The sequence below is a fragment of the Streptomyces sp. NRRL F-5650 genome, from assembly GCF_000721365.1.
In the GTDB taxonomy this organism is placed as follows: domain Bacteria; phylum Actinomycetota; class Actinomycetes; order Streptomycetales; family Streptomycetaceae; genus Streptomyces; species Streptomyces ardesiacus.
In genome coordinates this window covers 62,470-79,921 of the sequence record NZ_JOGV01000041.1, presented here as the reverse complement: position 1 = coordinate 79,921, position 17,452 = coordinate 62,470, and the positions used below count along the sequence as shown (strand labels likewise).

Genomic DNA, 17,452 nt, shown 5'->3' with positions numbered 1-17,452 from the left:
CTTCCTTTGTACTCACACGAGAGACTCTCTCGCGCTTTCCTCCGGGCGCTTCCCTTCGGTCTTGCGTTTCCGACTCTATCAGATCTTTCCGATCCGATTCCCTGTCGGCGGGATTTGCCGTCGGCTTCCGGCTTTCGCTCGTCGGCCTTTCGACATTCACTACGTTAGCCCATTTCTCCGTGGACTCATAATCGAGTCCCGCGAGTTTGAATTCGGGCATGCGGACATGCCGAAATCGTTCCCGCTGAGGGAGTTGGTAGTAGTGGGTTGGCCGCTTCCGGCTGCAGGCGATCGCCGTACCCGGGTCAAGCGGCTCGGGCTACGTTACGCGTCTCCCAAGGGGGAGTCAACTTCGGCGCTTCCTCGGGACGTGCGCCCGGTACGGGCTGACCGTCGGGTCGTTGGCGACCCAGTAGCGCCAGGGATGGACGCCGCCCTCGCCCGCCACGCCGGTCCGGGGACCGTTGCGTACCTGGTCACCGGGTACGGGGGAGCCCGTCAGGATGCGCAGCGGGGTGTCCTCGCCGGTGCACGCGTCCGTGCCGTTCAGTGCGCGGTCGACGCCCAGGGCGGTGGCGAGGCGGGCCGGACCTTTGGCCAGTTCCTTGTCATTGCGGGCGGAGAGCCGACGGGTCCGGGCCAGTTCGGCGCCCTCGACGATCTCCCCGGCCCGGAGCAGCACCGCGCTCGCCCGGCCCTCGGGGCCGCACACCAGGTTCATGCAGAACCACATGCCGTAGGTGAAGTAGACGTACACGTGGCCGGGCGGGCCGAACATCACTTCGTTGCGGGGGGTGCGGCCTCGGTAGGCGTGGGAGCCGGGGTCGTTCTGACCGTCGTAGGCCTCCACCTCGGTCAGGCGGAGGGCGATCGGACCGTCCGGGGTGTTGCGCACCAGGATGCGGCCCAGCAGGTCGGGAGCCACCTCGAGAATGGGGCGGTCGAAGAAATCCCTGGGCAGGGGCGTACGGTCGGGGGTCGCGATCATGCTGTCCGAGCGTAACGCAGCCGCAACCGTGCGCGGGGGTCCGGTCAGCGTCCCCCTGCCGGGGTGCGGAGCCGGAACCGGCCACGACCGGATCGCGTTTGTAAGGGTCGAGGATCCACACGTAAGCCTGGAGAGGGAGAGACATGGCGTTCAAGAAGCTGCTCGCGAGCCTGGGGGCCGGCGGGGCCTCGGTGGAGACCGAGCTGCACGAGGTCAACGTCGTTCCGGGGGGTGTCGTCCAGGGCGAGGTGCGGATCCAGGGAGGGTCCGTCGAGCAGGCGATCGAGGGGCTGTCGGTCGGGCTCCAGGCCAAGGTCGAGGTGGAGAGCGGCGACCAGGAGTACAAGCAGGACATCGAGTTCACCAAGGTGCGGCTCGGGGGCGCCTTCGAGCTGCAGGCCGGTGCCGTGCACACGGTGCCGTTCGGCCTCGAGATCCCGTGGGAGACGCCGATCACCATGATCGACGGGCAGGCGCTGCGCGGGATGAACATCGGCGTCACCACGGAGCTGCAGATCGCGCGTGCCGTGGACTCCGGTGACCTGGACCCGGTCAACGTGCACCCGCTCCCGGCGCAGAAGGCGATCCTGGACGCCTTCATCCAGCTCGGTTTCCGGTTCAAGAGCGCGGACATGGAGCGCGGTCACATCCGGGGTACACGGCAGCAGCTCCCCTTCTACCAGGAGATCGAGTTCTTCCCGCCGCAGCAGTACCGCGGGCTGAACCAGGTCGAGCTGAGCTTCGTGGCCGACGCGCAGGCGATGGACGTCGTGCTGGAGATGGACAAGAAGGCGGGGCTGTTCAGCGAGGGCAGCGACACGTTCCGTTCCTTCCAGGTGGGGCTGCACGACTACCAGGGCACCGACTGGGCTGCCTACCTCAACCAGTGGCTGGCCGAGGTGGGCAGCAAGCGCAACTGGTTCTGAGGGATCGAGGCGGGATACCCGTAGGCTCGGTCGTCCCTGCACCAGATCATCAGGAGGTACCGAGGTGACCGAGCTGAAGCGGCGTCCGCTCCCCCATGACTTCCACCCGCCCGTGCCGTCGTTCACCGTCACGAGTGAGGACGTACGGGAGGGCGGGACGCTCAAGGACGCTCAGGTCTACGCGGGCGGCAACACCTCCCCTCACCTGCGGTGGGAGGGCTTCCCGGCCGGGACCAGGAGCTTCGCCGTCACGTGCTACGACCCGGACGCCCCGACGGGCAGCGGCTTCTGGCACTGGGTGGTGTTCGACATCCCGGCCTCGGTCACCGAGCTGCCGGTGGGCGCCGGCAGCGGCGCGTTCGAGGGACTGCCCCAGGGTGCCGTCCAGGCCCGCAACGACTACGGCGGCAAGGAGTTCGGCGGTGCCGCGCCGCCGGCCGGGGACGGCCCGCACCGGTACGTGTTCACGGTGTACGCCGTGGACCAGGAGAAGCTCGGTCCCGACGCCGAGGCCACCCCCGCCTTCGTCGGCTTCAACCTGCGGTTCCACACGATCGCGCGGGCCCAGTTGATCGGCGAGTACGAAGTGCCCGCGGAAGGCTGAGCGTTCCGAGCGTTCATGGAACGTTTGCCCGCCCCTGGTCTTGGAATGGATCAGGGGCGGGCATTTTTGTTGCCAGGGGTGGCGGGGGGGGCAGCCCTCGTGGAGCAGCGGATATTGCGTTGTCCATCCCGGCGTGCCCGGCCAGAGTTGATCCCAGCCCGCCAGGGGGTGGGCCGGTGCGCACGGGAGGTGGGCTGGTATGCGGGACACGCTGGTACTGAACGCGAGCTTCGAGCCGTTGTCGACGGTGACGTTGAACCGAGCCGTCGTTCTGGTGCTCCAGGACAAGGCCGTCGTCGAGCAGGCCCACCCCTCCCTCCGGATGCGCGGAGCCGCGCTCGACATACCCGCGCCCCGGGTGATCAGGCTGTGCCAATACGTAAGGGTGCCGTTCCGAAGACGCGCTCCGTGGTCCAGGCGGGGTGTGCTGGTCCGGGACCGGCACCGGTGCGCGTACTGCGGGCGGCGGGCGACGACCGTCGACCACGTGGTGCCGCGGTCGCACGGCGGGCAGGACACGTGGCTGAACACGGTGGCGTCGTGCGCGGAGGACAATCACCGCAAGGCGAACCGGACACCGGAGCAGGCGGGGATGCCGCTGTTGCGGGAGCCGTTCGAGCCGACTCCCGCGGACGCGATGTTGCTGGCGCTGGCCAGGGACGACTTCGCGGCATTGCCGGAGTGGTTGGTCCTCGACGCCGCGTGACGGTCCCGCCGGACACCGCGCCCTTGGACGCGGGGCGTTAGTCGATCGACGGCTTCTCGCGGCGTTCCTGGGGCGGGACGTTGGCTCCGCCCAGGCCGCCGATGTTGCCCATGGCGCCCGAGAGGCCCTTGAGGGCGTCGCCGATTTCGCTGGGGACGATCCAGAGCTTGTTGGCGTCGCCCTCGGCGATCTTCGGGAGCATCTGGAGGTACTGGTAGGAGAGCAGCTTCTGGTCCGGGTCGCCGGCGTGGATGGCCTCGAAGACGGTGCGGACGGCCTGGGCCTCGCCCTCGGCGCGCAGGGCGGCGGCCTTGGCCTCACCTTCGGCGCGCAGGATCTGGGACTGCTTCTCGCCCTCGGCGCGCAGGATTTCGGACTGCCGGACACCTTCGGCCTGGAGGATCGCGGCCCGCTTGTCGCGGTCGGCGCGCATCTGCTTCTCCATCGAGTCCTGGATGGAGGTGGGCGGTTCGATGGCCTTCAGCTCGACGCGGTTGACGCGGATGCCCCACTTGCCGGTGGCCTCGTCGAGGACGCCGCGCAGGGCCGCGTTGATCTCCTCGCGGGAGGTGAGGGTCCGCTCCAGGTCCATGCCGCCGATGATGTTGCGCAGCGTGGTGACGGTGAGCTGCTCGATCGCCTGGATGTAGCTGGCGACCTCGTAGGTCGCGGCGCGGGCGTCGGTCACCTGGTAGTAGATGACGGTGTCGATGTTGACGACCAGGTTGTCCTGGGTGATGACCGGCTGCGGCGGGAAGGGGACGACCTGTTCGCGGAGGTCGATGCGGTTGCGGATGGTGTCGATGAACGGGACCACGATGTTGAGGCCCGCGTTGAGGGTCCGCGTGTAGCGGCCGAAGCGCTCGACGATGGCGGCGCTGGCCTGTGGAATGACCTGGATGGTCTTGATCAGGGCGATGAAGACCAACACCACCAGGATGATCAGGACGATGATGACCGGTTCCATCGTGGGTGTCCGTCCCCTTCTCCGCCTCGGTGCTCCGGCAGATCCCGTTGCGCTGTCTGGCTCTGACTACTGCTGATCTTACGGCTGTTGAGGATCTTGCTGGTCGAGTCTGACAGACCGTGGCGCGACTCGGGGGCCGTTCGGGCCACTTGTGGCGCGACGGGTCACACGATGACGGCCGTGGCCCCGTCGATCTCCACCACGTCCACTTCCTCACCGGGTTCGAAGGAGCGTCCGGTGTCCAGGGCGCGGGCCGACCAGATCTCCCCGGCGAGTTTGATCCGGCCGCCGGAACCGTCGACCCGTTCCGTGACGACGGCCTGTCTGCCCTTCAGCGCGTCAACGCCCGAGGCGAGTCCGGGTTGTTGGGAGCGGTGCCGGGCGGCTACGGGCCGTACGACGGCGATGAGCGCGACCGAGACGATGACGAAGACGAGGACCTGGACGACCACGCCCGCGCCCAGCCCGGAGGCGACGGCGGCGGCGACCGCGCCGACGGCGAACATCCCGAACTCCGGCATCGCGGTCACGACGAGCGGAATTCCGAGCGCTGCCGCGGCGACGAGCCACCACACCCATGCATCGATGTCGTTCACGCCGTCATGGTAGGTCCGTTGGGGACGTGAGGGACAGGGCGCACGGTGAGCGGGTCAGGACAGCGGGAGCCCCTTGGCGGTCCAACGGTCCCCGGCCTGCTCGACGATGAGCGGGAGTCCGAAGCAGAGGGACAGGTTGCGGGAGGTGAGTTCGAGCTCCAGTGGGCCGGCGGCCAGGACCTTGCCCTGACGGACCATCAGGACGTGGGTGAAGCCGGGGGCGATCTCCTCGACGTGGTGGGTCACCATGATCATGGACGGTGCGATGGGGTCGCGGGCGAGCCGTCCGAGTCGGCGGACGAGGTCCTCGCGGCCGCCGAGGTCGAGGCCGGCGGCCGGCTCGTCGAGGAGGAGCAGCTCGGGGTCGGTCATCAGGGCGCGGGCGATCAGGGTGCGCTTGCGCTCGCCCTCGGAGAGGGTGCCGAACCTGCGGTCCAGGTACTCGGTCATGCCGAGGCGGTCGAGGAAGGCGCGGGCGCGCTGCTCGTCGATGTCCTCGTACTCCTCCTGCCAGCCGGCGGTCATGCCGTACGCGGCGGTCAGGACGGTCTGCAGGACGGTCTGGCGCTTGGGCAGCTTGTCGGCCATGGCGATGCCGGCGACGCCGATGCGCGGGCGCAGTTCGAAGACGTCGGTGCCGGGCCTGCCGAGGGTCTCGCCGAGGATGGTGGCGGTGCCGTTGCTCGGGTAGAGGTAGCTGGACGCGACATTGAGGAGGGTGGTCTTGCCGGCGCCGTTGGGGCCGAGGATGACCCAGCGCTCGCCCTCCTTGACCGACCAGGAGACCTGGTCCACCAGAGCCCGGCCCTCGCGGACCACGGATACGTCCTGAAGCTCCAGAACATCGCTCATGAGCGCGTTGTCTCCCCTTGCATTGTGGCCGGTCTCGGCTGTCGCGTACACCTGTGACTCGGGCCGCGGCGCCGGTGGGCGCAGGCCCCTCCAGGAAATCTACGCCACCGGTCGGCTTCACCGTTCCATCGGTCCGGTCCTTAGGGTGGGGGCATGCTCTCGGAACCACGCGCAGGGCGCCTTGCCGCCTGGGGAAATGCCCTTATTGCCCACATGGTCTCGCCGGACGACGCCGCGGTCGCGATCGTGGGTGAGGACGCGGTGCACCGGGTGGAGGGGCTGCCGGGTGAGGACGCTCCGGTCGGTCTCACGCTGGCGCTGGGGCGGCTGCGGGCACTCGGGGCGAGCGGGCTGCGGGTGGCGCTGCCGGTACCGGGGCATCCCCTGGGGCTGAGCGGACCCCCGGAGTTCAACGCCCGGGCCTTGGAGGCCGAGGAGGCGGTGATCTGCGAGGGGGCCGCGCTGGGTCTGGTGCCGGAGGTGTACGAGGCGGGTCCCGAGGGCGACGTGCACGTCGAGGTGGTGTGGCACTGCCTGCCGGTGCGGGAGGCGCCGCCGGCGGACGTGCCCTCGCTCGGAGAGGCGGAGCGGGAGCTGGCGGAAGCGCTGCGGGACGCGACGGAGGCGCTGACGCGGTTGGACGTCGCCGGGTCGGGGCCGGTGGCGGAGGCGGCGGTCGCCGCGTACCGGGCACGGGCGGAGCGGGGGCGCGACGTGCTGGCTCCGGGGTATCCGCCGCGGGCGGTGCGGGTGCTGGAGTTGGCGCAGCGGGTGGGGATGCTGGTGTCGCTGGCGTCCGGGAACGGGCACGGGGGTGCGGTGAGCGCGTCCGAGATGGCCGCGCGGGGGGATGCGCTCAGGCCGGTGGAGCGGGTGGCCCGGCGGGCGCAGGTCGCGGCGTACAACTCCGTTGTGGTGGAGCGGGGGACGCGGTGACGGTGCCGCGCCTTGGCGGGTGCCCGGTGTAGATGTCTGGGGGGTGGGGCGTGCGGGCGTGGGGGCGCTGCTCGGCGCCCGCGAGGTGCCGCAGCGCCCACCCGTGCCGCCCCAGCGGCACGACTGCCCGCTGCTCGGGCGGTACGCGGCCCCGCTGTCGGGGCGGCACGGGTGAGGGGGGTGGCCTGCGTCAGTGGTTGACGCCCAGGTTGCCGAAGGCCGGGTTCAGGAGGCCGATGACGTTGACGCTGTTGCCCACTGCGTTGACCGGGATGTGGATCGGCGCCTGGACCAGGTTGCCGGAGGCGACGCCCGGGGAGGCGACGGCCTCGCCGTGGGCGTGGGCGCCGCCGTCGGTGGCGGAGGCCATGCCCGCGCCGGCGGCGATCAGCCCGCCGGCCACCATCGTCACGGCCGCTGCCTTCTTCAGGTTCTTCACTTGCTAGCCCTCCTTGCGGTCACCGCGGCAGTCGCCGCGGCACGCACTGGAGAACGGCCGGAGCCCTCGAAGGATGCGCCATATGGGGGACATTCCCACGACGGTATGAATCTCCGACCGGAGGGGAACCTTCCGCCGGGGCGCCGCGTACCTGGGCAGCCCCCGTCCCGCCGGGTCGGCCGCGGTCAGCCGGCCACGCCGTGACGCACGGCCCACAGGGCGGCCTGGGTGCGGTCCGCGAGGTCGAGCTTCATGAGGATGTTCGAGACGTGGGTCTTCACGGTCTTCTCGGAGAGGATCAGCGCCCGGGCGATCTCCCGGTTGGAGCGGCCGTCGGCGATCAGTCCCAGCACCTCGCGCTCCCGTTCGGTGAGGGAGCCCGCTCTGCCCGGTCCGGAGCCGCTCTCCTCCTGGCTCAGCAGGGCGCCCGCGACCTCCGGCTGGAGCAGGATGTGCCCGGCGTGCACGGAGCGGATGGCGCCGGCCAGCGCGTCGGGGTCGACGTCCTTGTAGACGTATCCGGCGGCGCCCGCGCGCAGGGCCGGGACCACGGTGCGCTGCTCGGTGAAGCTGGTGACGACGAGCACGCGCGCGTGGTTGTCCAGCTCGCGGAGTCTGCGCAGTGCCTCGACGCCGTCCATGCCCGGCATCTTGACGTCCATGAGGATCACGTCCGGCATCAGCTCCTGGGCGCGGTCGACGCCCTCGGCTCCGTCGGCGGCCTCGCCGACCACCTCGATGTCGTCCTGGACCTCCAGGAACGTGCGCAGTCCCCGGCGGACCACCTGGTGGTCGTCGACGAGCAGCACCTTGATCGCCTCAGCCACCGGGAACCTCCATCTCGATCGTGGTGCCCTCGCCGGGCGTGGAGCGTACGGTCAGCCGTCCGCCGGCGCCGCCGGCCCGGTCGCGCATGGAGACCAGGCCCAGGTGGCGTCCGGCGCGGCGGACCGTGTGCGGGTCGAAGCCGCTGCCGTCGTCGGTGATCCGCAGGACCGCTCCTGCGCCCCGCCGGTGCAGGGTCACCTCGACGTGGTCCGCCCCGGAGTGACGCAGGGCGTTGTGCAGGGCCTCCTGGGCCACGCGCAGCATCGCCTCCTCCTGGGCGGCGGGCAGGGCCTTGACGCCGCGGCCGGTGAAGGTGACGCGGGCGCCGTGGGCGCGGTCGAGGACCTGGATCTGGGTGCGCAGGGTGGCGACGAGGCCGTCCTCCTCCAGGGCGGCGGGGCGCAGCTCGACGACGGCGGCGCGCAGCTCGTCGGCGGCCTCGGCGGCGAGGGTGGCGACCTGGTGCAGCTCGTCCTTGGCCCGCGCGGGGTCGCGGTCGACCAGGGCGGTGGCGGCCTGGGCGGTCAGGCGCAGCGAGAAGAGCTTCTGGCTCACCGCGTCGTGCAGCTCGTGGGCGAGGCGGGAGCGTTCCTCGGCGATGGTCAGCTCGCGGCTGCGCTCGTACAGGCGCGCGTTGGTGAGGGCGATCGCGGCGTGCTGGGCGAGGATGCCGAGCAGTTCCTCGTCGTCCGTGGTGAAGCCGCAGCCGCCCGCGGGCTTCGCGCAGTTCTTGTTGGCGAGGAACAGGGCCCCGAGCACCTCGTCCCCGTCGCGGATCGGCAGGCCCAGGAAGTCGACCAGGTCGGGATGGGCGGAGGGCCAGCCTCCGAAGCGGGGGTCCTTGCGGACGTCGGCGAGGCGCTCGGGGGTGGCCTCGTGGAGCATCGCGGCGAGGATGCCGTGCTGGCGGGGCAGCGGGCCGATGGCCTTCCACTGCTCGTCGCTGACACCGTCGACCACGAACTGGGCGAAGCCGCCGTGGTCGTCGGGGACGCCGAGGGCGGCGTACTGCGCGTCGAGCAGTTCGCGGGCCGAGGCGACGATCGTCTTGAGGACGTCGCGCACCTCGAGGTGCCTGCTCATGGCCAGCAGCGCGGAACTCACCGCGGTGAGGCCGGACCGGGGGCCGTGGTTCATGTCCTCACGGTACCCGCGGGGGCGGGGGGCGGGATCGGCCCGGTGACGGGCGTCTCCTAGGGCGATGGGACTAGGTCCGGGGTCCCGCCCGTCGGGCCTAGGGCGAAGGGCCCTGCCCGGTCCCGCCCCGTGCCCGAGGTGACCGGTGGGGCCGGTTCCTACGTTGGGATCACGCCGGCCGAACGGCACGGCGGAGACGACTGAGGGGACGTGTGTCATGCCGGTTGCGATCATCACGGGGGCGTCCAAGGGGCTGGGCCGGGCGCTCGCCGGGGCACTGGCGGCGCGGGGGTGGGACCTGGTGCTGGACGCCCGGAACGCCGGGGTGCTGAAGGAGACGGCGAGGGCGCTGGAGGCGTACGGGACGCGCGTGACGGCGCTGCCCGGCGACGTCACCGACTCCTGGCACCGGACCGCGCTGGTGACCGAGGCCCGGGCGCTGGGCGGTGTGGATCTGCTGGTCAGCAATGCGAGCGCGCTGGGCGCCGAGCCGCTGGTGAGGCTGGCGGAGCTGCCGCTGGACGGGCTGCGGCGGGCCCTGGAGGTCAACGTCGTCGCCGCGCTCGGCCTGGTCCGGGAGGCGCTGCCGGCGCTGCGGGCGGCTCCCGCGGGCACGGTGATGACCGTCAGCTCGGACGCCGCCGCCGAGGCGTACGAGACGTGGGGCGGTTACGGGGCGTCCAAGGCGGCCCTGGACCAGTTGGCGGCGGTGCTGGGCGCCGAGGAGCCGGGGCTGCGGGTGTGGGCGGTCGATCCGGGGGACATGGCCACGGACCTGTACGCCGCGGCCGTACCGGGCGACGACAGTGCGCGGCCGGAGCCTGCGAGTGTCGTGCCGGCGCTGCTGCGGCTGCTGGACGAGCGGCCGCCGAGTGGGCGCTACGGCGCTGTGGCGCTGCTGGAGGCGCGGTGATGCGGGCGCCGGTGGCCGGGGTCCCGACGGAGCTGTCGGCCAGGGTGCCGGTGGAGCAGCGGGGGCCGGGCCTGGACCGGGACGGCGTACGGCTGCTGGTGTCGCGCGGGACCGAGGTGTCGCACCACGCGTTCGGGGAGCTTCCGGGGCTGCTGCGGGCCGGTGATCTGCTGGTGGTGAACACCTCGCCCACGCTGGCCGCCGCCGTGGACGGCCGGGTCGGGGACGCGCGCGTGGTGGTGCACTTCTCCACACGGGGGGACGACGGCCGGTGGGCGGTGGAGCTGCGGGAGCCGGACGGGAGGGGCACCACGCGCGCGCGTGCGGAAGTGAAGGGCCTCCCGCGCGCGCGTGCGCGGGGAGTGGAGGGACGGGGGTGCGGTGGCCTCGCGGGGACGAGGGTGCGGCTGCCGGGTGGCGCCCGGCTGGTGCTGGAGGAGCCGCTGAGTGCGCGCGGGGAGCGGTTGTGGTGGGCGCGGGCGTCGGGGGTGGCGGTGTCGGCGCTGCTGCGGGAGCACGGGCGGCCCATTCGGTACTCCTACACGGAGCGGGACCAGCCGCTGTCCGTCTACCAGACGGTGTTCGCGCTGCCGTCGGACGACGGGACGGGCAGTGCGGAGATGCCGAGCGCAGCGCGGCCCTTCACGGCGCGGCTGGTGGCGGAGCTGGTGAGCCGCGGGGTGCAGTTCGCGCCGGTACGGCTGCACACGGGGGTGGCGTCGGCGGAGTCGCACGAGCCGCCGTACCCGGAGCGGTTCGCCGTGCCGGAGGCGTCGGCGCGGCTGATCAACGCCGTGCGCGCCGGTGACGGGCGGGTGGTGGCGGTGGGGACGACAGCCGTGCGGGCGGTGGAGTCGGCGGCCGGGGCGGACGGCATCGTGCGGGCGCGGGCCGGGTGGACCGACCTGGTGGTGACGCCGGAGCGCGGGGTGCGGGTGGTGGAGGGTCTGCTGACGGGGCTGCACGAGCCCGAGGCCTCGCATCTGCTGATGCTGGAGGCGGTGGCGGGGCGGGCGGCGGTCGGCCGCGGGTACGAGGCCGCGGTGCGGGAGCGGTACCTGTGGCACGAGTTCGGGGACGTCCATCTCCTCCTGCCGTAGGGGGTGGCTCCAACCCACTCACACTTTGCATTGCTCCAGCAACTAGCAGTGAGAAAGGCGGGGGGCCGATGTGAGCCCGGGCATAGGGCGCACGTCACGTACGAAGGGGAGTAGGAGAACGACTCGTCCGTTTTGAGCGGGGCAGATGGTCCAGTCTGCCCCGCTTTGCCGTTCCCTGATCCACTATCACGGATCGTACGTCACACCTTTGCCACCGGATTTTGCTGCCGCTAAGAATTGCTCTCGTCGCTCAGCGCCGTGGGTTCTCCCCCGCGGCGTTTGTGCCGGAAGCACCAACTGTCCCCACCGGACGAGAGCGACCTCCGCGCTACTCGAAGAGGTCTATCCCGCCATGCTCAAGAACATCCTCCCCCGTGGTCGCAGTCGTTCCCTGACCCGCACGCACAAGGTCGCGATCGCCGGTGTCGGCACGCTCGGCGCCGCCGCCGTCGCCCTCACCGCCGTCCCGGCCAGCGGTCAGACGACCACGAGCGAGGCCGCTCCGACGGCCAAGGTGGCGTACAGCACCCAGCAGATCCAGGACGTGCACGCCGGTGTCACCGGCCAGCTCGCGGGCGCCAGTCAGAAGGTCGCGGCGATCGAGGCCAAGCAGGAGGCCGCCGCGAAGAAGGCGACCGCCGAGAAGAAGGCCGCCGCCGAGAAGGCCGCCGCCAAGCGTGCGGCCAAGGAGTCCACCAGCCGGTCCGCCCAGCGCGCCGAGGTCAAGAAGGCCGCGCCGAAGTCCTACCCGAACAACCTCGACGGCTGGATCCGCGAGGCCCGCGCCATCATGAAGAAGCACGGCATCCCCGGCTCCTACGAGGGCATCCACCGCAACATCATGCGGGAGTCCTCCGGCAACCCGAAGGCCATCAACGACTGGGACATCAACGCCATCAACGGCATCCCGTCGAAGGGCCTGCTCCAGGTCATCCCGCCGACGTTCGAGGCCTACCACGTGGCCGGCACCTCGAAGAACATCTACGACCCGGTCGCCAACATCGTCGCCGCGTGCAACTACGCCGCGGACAAGTACGGCACCATGGACAACGTCGACAGCGCGTACTGAGGTCGGCGCGGACCTCTTCACGCCGACGCCGACGCCCGCACCGACGCCGACGCACAGTCGAACGCCGAAGGGCGGCACCCTCCTGACGGGGTGCCGCCCTTCGGGGCGTGCGGGACCTTCGGCCGCCGGGCTACTTGCGCATGACCTCGGGCTCGTGGCGGCGCAGGAAGCGGGCGACGAAGAAGCCGCAGATCACGCCGAGGACGATCAGCGCGGCCATGTCCAGGCCCCAGGCGCCCACGGTGTGCTCCCACAGCGGGTCGGCCTCGGCACCCTTCTCGGGCGGGCTGATCTTGTTGAAGTCCAGCGTGGCACCGGCCGCGGCGACCGCCCACCGGGAGGGCATCAGGTACGAGAACTGGTTGACGCCGACCGCGTCGTTCAGGGCGAAGAGGCAGCCGGTGAACACGACCTGGATGATCGCGAACATCACCAGCAGCGGCATGGTCTTCTCGGCGGTCTTCACCAGCGAGGAGATGATCAGGCCGAACATCATCGAGGTGAAGCCGAGCGCCATGATCGGCAGGGACAGCTCGACGAGCGTCGCGCCGCCGAGAACCAGCCCCTCGTCGGGGATCTCGCGGGTGGCGAAGCCGATCACGCCGACCAGCAGACCCTGGAACACGGTGATCAGGCCGAGCACGAAGACCTTGGACATCAGGTACGCGGACCGGGACAGACCGGTCGCGCGTTCCCGCTCGTAGATCACCCGTTCCTTGATCAGCTCACGGACCGAGTTCGCGGCGCCGGCGAAGCACGCGCCGACCGCGAGGATCAGCAGGACCGTGGTGGCGGTGCCGTTGGGGATGATCCGGCCGGTCTGCGGGTTCGCGGGGTTGGGCAGCAGGCCCTTGTCCGCGTCGATGAGCAGGCTCACCGCGCCCAGCACCGCCGGCAGGATCACCATCAGGGCCAGGAAGCCCTTGTCGGAGGCGATCACCGACACGTAACGCCGCACCAGCGTGACGAACTGGGACATCCAGCCCTGCGGCTTCGGCGGCCTCATCGCCTGCATCGGCGGCACCTGCACGGACTGCGGCGCGACGGCGTCCAGGTCCGCGGCGTACATCTGGTAGTGCTGCGAGCCCTTCCAGCGGCCCGCCCAGTCGTAGTCGCGGTAGTTCTCGAAGGCGGAGAAGACGTCGGCCCAGGTGTCGTAGCCGAAGAAGTTCAGCGCCTCCTCCGGCGGGCCGAAGTAGGCCACCGAACCGCCCGGCGCCATCACCAGCAGCTTGTCGCAGGTCGCCAGCTCGGCCACCGAGTGGGTGACGACGAGCACGGTGCGGCCGTCGTCGGCGAGGCCGCGCAGCAACTGCATGACGTCGCGGTCCATGCCCGGGTCGAGACCGGAGGTCGGCTCGTCCAGGAAGATCAGTGAGGGCTTGGTCAGCAGCTCCAGGGCGACGGAGACGCGCTTGCGCTGGCCGCCGGACAGGGACGTGACCTTCTTGTCCTTGTGGATGTCCAGCTTCAGCTCGCGCAGCACCTCGTCGATGCGGGCGTCGCGCTCGGCGGCCGTGGTGTCGGCCGGGAAGCGGAGCTTGGCCGCGTACTTCAGGGCCCGCTTGACGGTCAGCTCCTTGTGCAGGATGTCGTCCTGCGGGACCAGACCGATACGCTGGCGCAGCTCGGCGAACTGCTTGTACAGGTTCCGGTTGTCGTAGAGGACCTCGCCCTGGTCGGCGGGCCGGTAGCCGGTGAGCGCCTTGAGCAGGGTCGACTTGCCGGATCCCGACGGGCCGATGACCGCGATCAGCGACTTCTCGGGTACGCCGAAGGAGACGTCCTTGAGGATCTGCTTGCCGCCGTCGACCGTGACGGTCAGGTGACGGGCGGAGAAGGAGACCTCACCGGTGTCGACGAACTCCTCGAGCCGGTCGCCGACGATCCGGAACGTCGAGTGGCCGACACCGACGACGTCGCTCGGGCCGAGCAGCTGGGTGCCGCCCTTGGGGATCGGCTGGCCGTTGACGTACGTGCCGTTGTGCGAGCCCAGGTCGCGGATCTCCATGCGCCCGTCGGGCGTCGAGTGGAACTCCGCGTGGTTGCGGGAGACCTGCAGGTCGGAGACGACCAGTTCGTTCTCCAGGGCACGGCCGATGCGCATCACGCGGCCGAGCGAGAACTGGTGGAACGTGGTCGGGCTGCGGTCCCCGTAGACCGGCGGCGCCCCCGCCGCGCCGCCGGGTCCCTGCTGCTGGGGGAAGTGCGGCGCGGCCTGCTGGGGCTGCGGCGCTGCCTGCTGGTGCTGCTGGACCGGCTGCTGCCAGCCGGCCTGCTGGGCCTGGGGCGGCTGCGCGTGCTGCGGGACCTGCTGCGGCGGCGCCTGCTGGGCCCAGCCCGCGTTCGCGCCCTGCGCGGCGTACGGCTGCTGCTGCGGCTGGGCCTGCGCCGGGCCGGCCGGGGCCTGGGCGCCGGTGAGGCTCACGCGCGGTCCGTCGGTCGCGTTGCCCAGGTTCAGCACCGTGCCGGCGCCGAGCTCCGTGTGCTGGACCCGCTGCCCGTGCACGAACGTGCCGTTGGTGCTGCCGTGGTCCTCGACGACCCAACTGCGGCCGTTGAAACTGATCGTCGCATGCCGCCAGGAGACCCTGGCATCGTCGAAAACAAGCTCCCCCTGCGGATCGCGTCCTAGCGCGTATGACCGGGACGGATCGAGCGTCCAGGTCCGTCCATTGGATTCCAGTACGAGTTCCGGCACTCCATGCCCCACTGAGTTGTCCCCCGATGTGCTCCCGTCGCGGGGAGTCTAGGGATGTCGAACATCGGGGGGAACTATTTCAGGCTCGCCCCCCTGACCGAAAGTCGGGCCTTGTGAAGAACTGTGCGGACGCCCCCCGGCCGCTCTCCGCCGGCAGGGCCGAAACCTGCCCGGAGGGTGGCATTGCGCGCGAGGGGGGCATGCGCGCCGCCCGGTGCGCCGCGCCTCGCGCGGGCTGTCCGCCAGGCGGACCTCGCGGGCGGGGGGCGTCGGGTGCCGGATACGGTGGGAACACCATGAGCGCTACGCAGACCTCTGACGTTCCCACGCTTCTCGTCAAGATCTTCGGCAAGGACCGGCCGGGCATCACGGCCGGCCTGTTCGACACCCTCGCCGCCTACTCCGTCGACGTCGTCGACATCGAGCAGGTCGTCACCCGTGGCCGGATCGTGCTGTGCGCGCTCGTGACCGAGCCGCCCCGTGGTCTGGAGGGCGACCTCCGGGCGACCGTCCACGGCTGGGCGGAGTCGCTGAAGCTCCAGGCGGAGATCATCTCAGGCATCGGCGACAACCGGCCGCGCGGCCTCGGCCGCTCCCTGGTGACCGTGCTCGGGCACCCGCTCACCGCGGAGGCGACCGCCGCCATAGCGGCCCGGATCACCGACTCGGGCAGCAACATCGACCGTATCTTCCGGCTGGCCAAGTACCCCGTGACCGCCGTCGAGTTCGCCGTGTCAGGGGTGGAGACCGAGCCGCTGCGCACCGCGCTGGCCACCGAGGCGGCGGCACTCGGCGTGGACATCGCGGTCGTCGCGGCGGGGCTGCACCGGCGGGCGCAGCGCCTGGTCGTGATGGACGTGGACTCCACGCTGATCCAGGACGAGGTCATCGAGCTGTTCGCCGCCCACGCCGGCTGCGAGGACAAGGTCGCCGAGGTGACGGCGGCCGCGATGCGCGGGGAGCTGGACTTCGAGCAGTCGCTGCACGCCCGGGTGGCCCTGCTGGCGGGCCTCGACGCCTCGGTGGTGGAGAAGGTGCGCGCCGAGGTGCGGCTGACGCCGGGTGCCCGCACCCTGATCCGCACCCTCAAGCGGCTCGGCTACCAGGTGGGGGTCGTCTCCGGCGGCTTCACGCAGGTCACCGACGCCTTGCGGGAACGGCTGGGGCTGGACTTCGCGCAGGCCAACACGCTGGAGATCGTCGACGGCAGGCTGACCGGCCGGGTGACCGGGGAGATCGTGGACCGGGCGGGCAAGGCCCGGCTGCTGCGCCGGTTCGCCGCCGAGGCGGGTGTGCCGCTGTCGCAGACCGTGGCGATCGGTGACGGTGCCAACGACCTGGACATGCTGAACGCGGCCGGGCTGGGCGTCGCCTTCAACGCCAAGCCGGTGGTGCGCGAGGCGGCGCACACCGCGGTGAACGTGCCCTTCCTGGACACGGTGCTGTACCTGCTGGGCATCACCCGCGAGGAGGTCGAGGCCGCGGACACGCTGGACGAGGCTCTCGCCGAGGGCCCGGACCGCGAGGGTGCCGGGCCCCGTGCCGTGGATGCGGGTCAGTCGGTCGGCGCCCAGTAGTCGGCCAGGGTGGCCCGGCCGGGTTCCACGTCCTTCCAGGACCCCGTGAAGGTCAGGACGGCGAAGGCCGCGGTCGGGAAGCCCCGGCCGGCGATCCGCTCGCGGACCCCGTCCTCGGCGGAGCCGGCCAGGATCTCGGTCAGCGCCTCCATACCCGGGTTGTGGCCGATCACCAGCACGTTCCGCAGGTCGTCGGGGGTTTCGTTGAGCACGGCGATCAGCTCGCCGGGCGATGCCTCGTAGATCCGCTCCTCGTAGACGGTCTTCGGCCGGTGCGGGAACTCCTGCACGGCGAGCTTCCAGGTCTCCCGGGTCCGGACCGAGGTGGAGCACAGGGCCTGGTCGAAGGGCACGCCGGTGTCCGCCAGCCGACGCCCGGCCTCCGCGGCCTCCATGCGGCCCCGGTCGGCGAGCGGCCGCTCGTGGTCGCTCACCTGTGGCCAGTCGGCTTTCGCATGCCGGAAGAGAACAATCCTGCGGGGTTCTGCGACGCTCATTCATCCAGCTTCGCACGAAACAGGCCACGGGGCTCCGGGAGTTGGGATGCGGGCCCTCCTTGGGGCTCCCGTGCCGGAACGCGGTCGGCGCTCAGCGAGCGGCGAGCTGCTTCACCTGCTCCAGCAGGTGGGCGATCGCGGGCTGACCGGCGGCCGCCTGGGCGTCGGCGGGGTTGAGTATGAGCAGGAGGAGCGCGACGAAGGCGAGCACGGGCAGGGCCAGGGCCCACCAGGGCAGCCTGATGTCGGCACCGCCCCGGGTCGCCTGGGAGGGCCGGATCTGGGTTGGGGCCGACATGGGTGCCTCCGCGGGTCTTCGGGCCTGGTCCGTGCTCCTCGGCCCGCCTGTCGCGGGCACACCTCGAAGTTACGGAATCCGCGGGGCCCGCCCCATCCGGAGGTCCACCCACTTGACCCTGACACTCACCCCCTAGGGGACGGGGGGTTAACCCCACCATCCCCTGGCCGAGGGCGGCGCGGGGGCGGGGGCGGGGTCACGGCGAGGCGATCGTCGCGATGACACCGATGATCACGAAGATCGCGAGGAAGGAGCCGAAGACGATCAGCATCTTCTTCTGGCCGTGCTGGGGGTTCGGATCGAGGACTGGCATACGGC

The 17,452-nt window shown here is 71.2% G+C and carries 20 protein-coding genes; 9 read left to right on the top strand and 11 right to left on the bottom strand.

What is annotated here, in order from left to right; translation table 11 throughout:
- Positions 1-346: 346 nt before the first annotated feature.
- Complete coding sequence (locus tag IG88_RS0129465) at positions 347-988, bottom strand: DNA-3-methyladenine glycosylase (RefSeq protein ID WP_031047726.1); 642 nt, start codon at positions 986-988, stop codon at positions 347-349.
- A 143-nt stretch (positions 989-1,131) separates the two neighbouring features.
- On the opposite strand from IG88_RS0129465, the gene IG88_RS0129460 reads away from it, so the two are divergent.
- The 3 genes from IG88_RS0129460 (at position 1,132) to IG88_RS0129450 (ending at position 3,224) form a co-directional block, all read left to right on the top strand.
- On the top strand, positions 1,132-1,914 hold the full coding sequence (locus IG88_RS0129460) for a sporulation protein (protein WP_031047723.1): 783 nt from the start codon (positions 1,132-1,134) through the stop codon (positions 1,912-1,914).
- A 64-nt stretch (positions 1,915-1,978) separates the two neighbouring features.
- Positions 1,979-2,518: a YbhB/YbcL family Raf kinase inhibitor-like protein gene (locus tag IG88_RS0129455; protein ID WP_031047721.1), complete on the top strand. Its 540-nt coding sequence runs from the start codon at positions 1,979-1,981 to the stop codon at positions 2,516-2,518.
- Between the two features lie 199 nt (positions 2,519-2,717).
- Positions 2,718-3,224, top strand: a complete 507-nt coding sequence (locus tag IG88_RS0129450; RefSeq protein ID WP_007388340.1) for an HNH endonuclease — start codon at positions 2,718-2,720, stop codon at positions 3,222-3,224.
- A gap of 37 nt (positions 3,225-3,261) precedes the next feature.
- Here the strand turns inward: IG88_RS0129450 and IG88_RS0129445 are convergent, their stop codons facing one another.
- The 3 genes from IG88_RS0129445 to IG88_RS0129435 form a co-directional block, all read right to left on the bottom strand.
- Positions 3,262-4,191 (bottom strand): SPFH domain-containing protein, encoded by a 930-nt coding sequence (locus IG88_RS0129445; RefSeq protein ID WP_031047714.1) that lies wholly within the window; start codon positions 4,189-4,191, stop codon positions 3,262-3,264.
- A gap of 164 nt (positions 4,192-4,355) precedes the next feature.
- Positions 4,356-4,787, bottom strand: a complete 432-nt coding sequence (locus IG88_RS0129440; protein ID WP_031047711.1) for an NfeD family protein — start codon at positions 4,785-4,787, stop codon at positions 4,356-4,358.
- A 54-nt stretch (positions 4,788-4,841) separates the two neighbouring features.
- Positions 4,842-5,639 (bottom strand): ABC transporter ATP-binding protein, encoded by a 798-nt coding sequence (locus IG88_RS0129435; RefSeq protein WP_031047710.1) that lies wholly within the window; start codon positions 5,637-5,639, stop codon positions 4,842-4,844.
- Between the two features lie 153 nt (positions 5,640-5,792).
- Here IG88_RS0129435 and IG88_RS0129430 point away from each other — a divergent pair, with 153 nt between their 5' ends.
- Both IG88_RS0129430 and IG88_RS43520 read left to right on the top strand, forming a co-directional pair.
- Positions 5,793-6,575: a hypothetical protein gene (locus IG88_RS0129430; protein WP_031047709.1), complete on the top strand. Its 783-nt coding sequence runs from the start codon at positions 5,793-5,795 to the stop codon at positions 6,573-6,575.
- A 19-nt stretch (positions 6,576-6,594) separates the two neighbouring features.
- Positions 6,595-6,750 (top strand): hypothetical protein, encoded by a 156-nt coding sequence (locus tag IG88_RS43520; RefSeq protein ID WP_158854106.1) that lies wholly within the window; start codon positions 6,595-6,597, stop codon positions 6,748-6,750.
- A gap of 15 nt (positions 6,751-6,765) precedes the next feature.
- Here the strand turns inward: IG88_RS43520 and chpE are convergent, their stop codons facing one another.
- From chpE to IG88_RS0129415, 3 genes are all read right to left on the bottom strand, one after another.
- Positions 6,766-7,014 (bottom strand): chaplin ChpE, encoded by a 249-nt coding sequence (gene chpE, locus IG88_RS0129425; protein WP_031047707.1) that lies wholly within the window; start codon positions 7,012-7,014, stop codon positions 6,766-6,768.
- A gap of 185 nt (positions 7,015-7,199) precedes the next feature.
- On the bottom strand, positions 7,200-7,841 hold the full coding sequence (locus IG88_RS0129420) for a response regulator (protein ID WP_031047705.1): 642 nt from the start codon (positions 7,839-7,841) through the stop codon (positions 7,200-7,202).
- Entirely contained in the window at positions 7,834-8,979 is a 1,146-nt protein-coding gene (locus tag IG88_RS0129415; RefSeq protein WP_031047703.1) for a GAF domain-containing sensor histidine kinase, read from the bottom strand. Before IG88_RS0129415 ends, IG88_RS0129420 begins: the two co-directional genes overlap by 8 nt.
- Positions 8,980-9,196: 217 nt before the next feature.
- On the opposite strand from IG88_RS0129415, the gene IG88_RS0129410 reads away from it, so the two are divergent.
- The 3 genes from IG88_RS0129410 to IG88_RS0129400 all read left to right on the top strand — a co-directional run bounded on the left by IG88_RS0129410 (position 9,197) and on the right by IG88_RS0129400 (position 12,061).
- Positions 9,197-9,892 carry an SDR family NAD(P)-dependent oxidoreductase gene (locus tag IG88_RS0129410; protein WP_031047701.1) on the top strand — a complete coding sequence of 232 codons (696 nt, stop codon included), beginning with the start codon at positions 9,197-9,199 and terminating at the stop codon, positions 9,890-9,892.
- On the top strand, positions 9,892-10,992 hold the full coding sequence (locus IG88_RS0129405) for an S-adenosylmethionine:tRNA ribosyltransferase-isomerase (RefSeq protein ID WP_031047699.1): 1,101 nt from the start codon (positions 9,892-9,894) through the stop codon (positions 10,990-10,992). Before IG88_RS0129410 ends, IG88_RS0129405 begins: the two co-directional genes overlap by 1 nt.
- A gap of 352 nt (positions 10,993-11,344) precedes the next feature.
- Positions 11,345-12,061, top strand: coding sequence for a transglycosylase SLT domain-containing protein (locus tag IG88_RS0129400; protein ID WP_031047697.1), 717 nt, complete (start codon positions 11,345-11,347; stop codon positions 12,059-12,061).
- A 130-nt stretch (positions 12,062-12,191) separates the two neighbouring features.
- On the opposite strand, the gene IG88_RS0129395 is transcribed toward IG88_RS0129400, so the two are convergent.
- Positions 12,192-14,762, bottom strand: coding sequence for an FHA domain-containing protein (locus IG88_RS0129395; RefSeq protein ID WP_031047696.1), 2,571 nt, complete (start codon positions 14,760-14,762; stop codon positions 12,192-12,194).
- Between the two features lie 296 nt (positions 14,763-15,058).
- Here IG88_RS0129395 and serB point away from each other — a divergent pair, with 296 nt between their 5' ends.
- On the top strand, positions 15,059-16,339 hold the full coding sequence (gene serB / locus IG88_RS0129390; RefSeq protein ID WP_051852113.1) for a phosphoserine phosphatase SerB: 1,281 nt from the start codon (positions 15,059-15,061) through the stop codon (positions 16,337-16,339).
- On the opposite strand, the gene IG88_RS0129385 is transcribed toward serB, so the two are convergent.
- From IG88_RS0129385 to IG88_RS45000, 3 genes are all read right to left on the bottom strand, one after another.
- Complete coding sequence (locus tag IG88_RS0129385) at positions 16,318-16,836, bottom strand: SixA phosphatase family protein (RefSeq protein WP_031047691.1); 519 nt, start codon at positions 16,834-16,836, stop codon at positions 16,318-16,320. The genes serB and IG88_RS0129385 overlap by 22 nt on opposite strands.
- 91 nt (positions 16,837-16,927) lie before the next feature.
- Positions 16,928-17,134, bottom strand: a complete 207-nt coding sequence (locus IG88_RS0129380; RefSeq protein WP_031047689.1) for a hypothetical protein — start codon at positions 17,132-17,134, stop codon at positions 16,928-16,930.
- A 196-nt stretch (positions 17,135-17,330) separates the two neighbouring features.
- The gene (locus tag IG88_RS45000; protein ID WP_037836969.1) at positions 17,331-17,447 is read right to left on the bottom strand and encodes an SGM_5486 family transporter-associated protein; all 117 of its coding nucleotides are present in this window, start codon (positions 17,445-17,447) and stop codon (positions 17,331-17,333) included.
- Positions 17,448-17,452 lie beyond the last annotated feature (5 nt).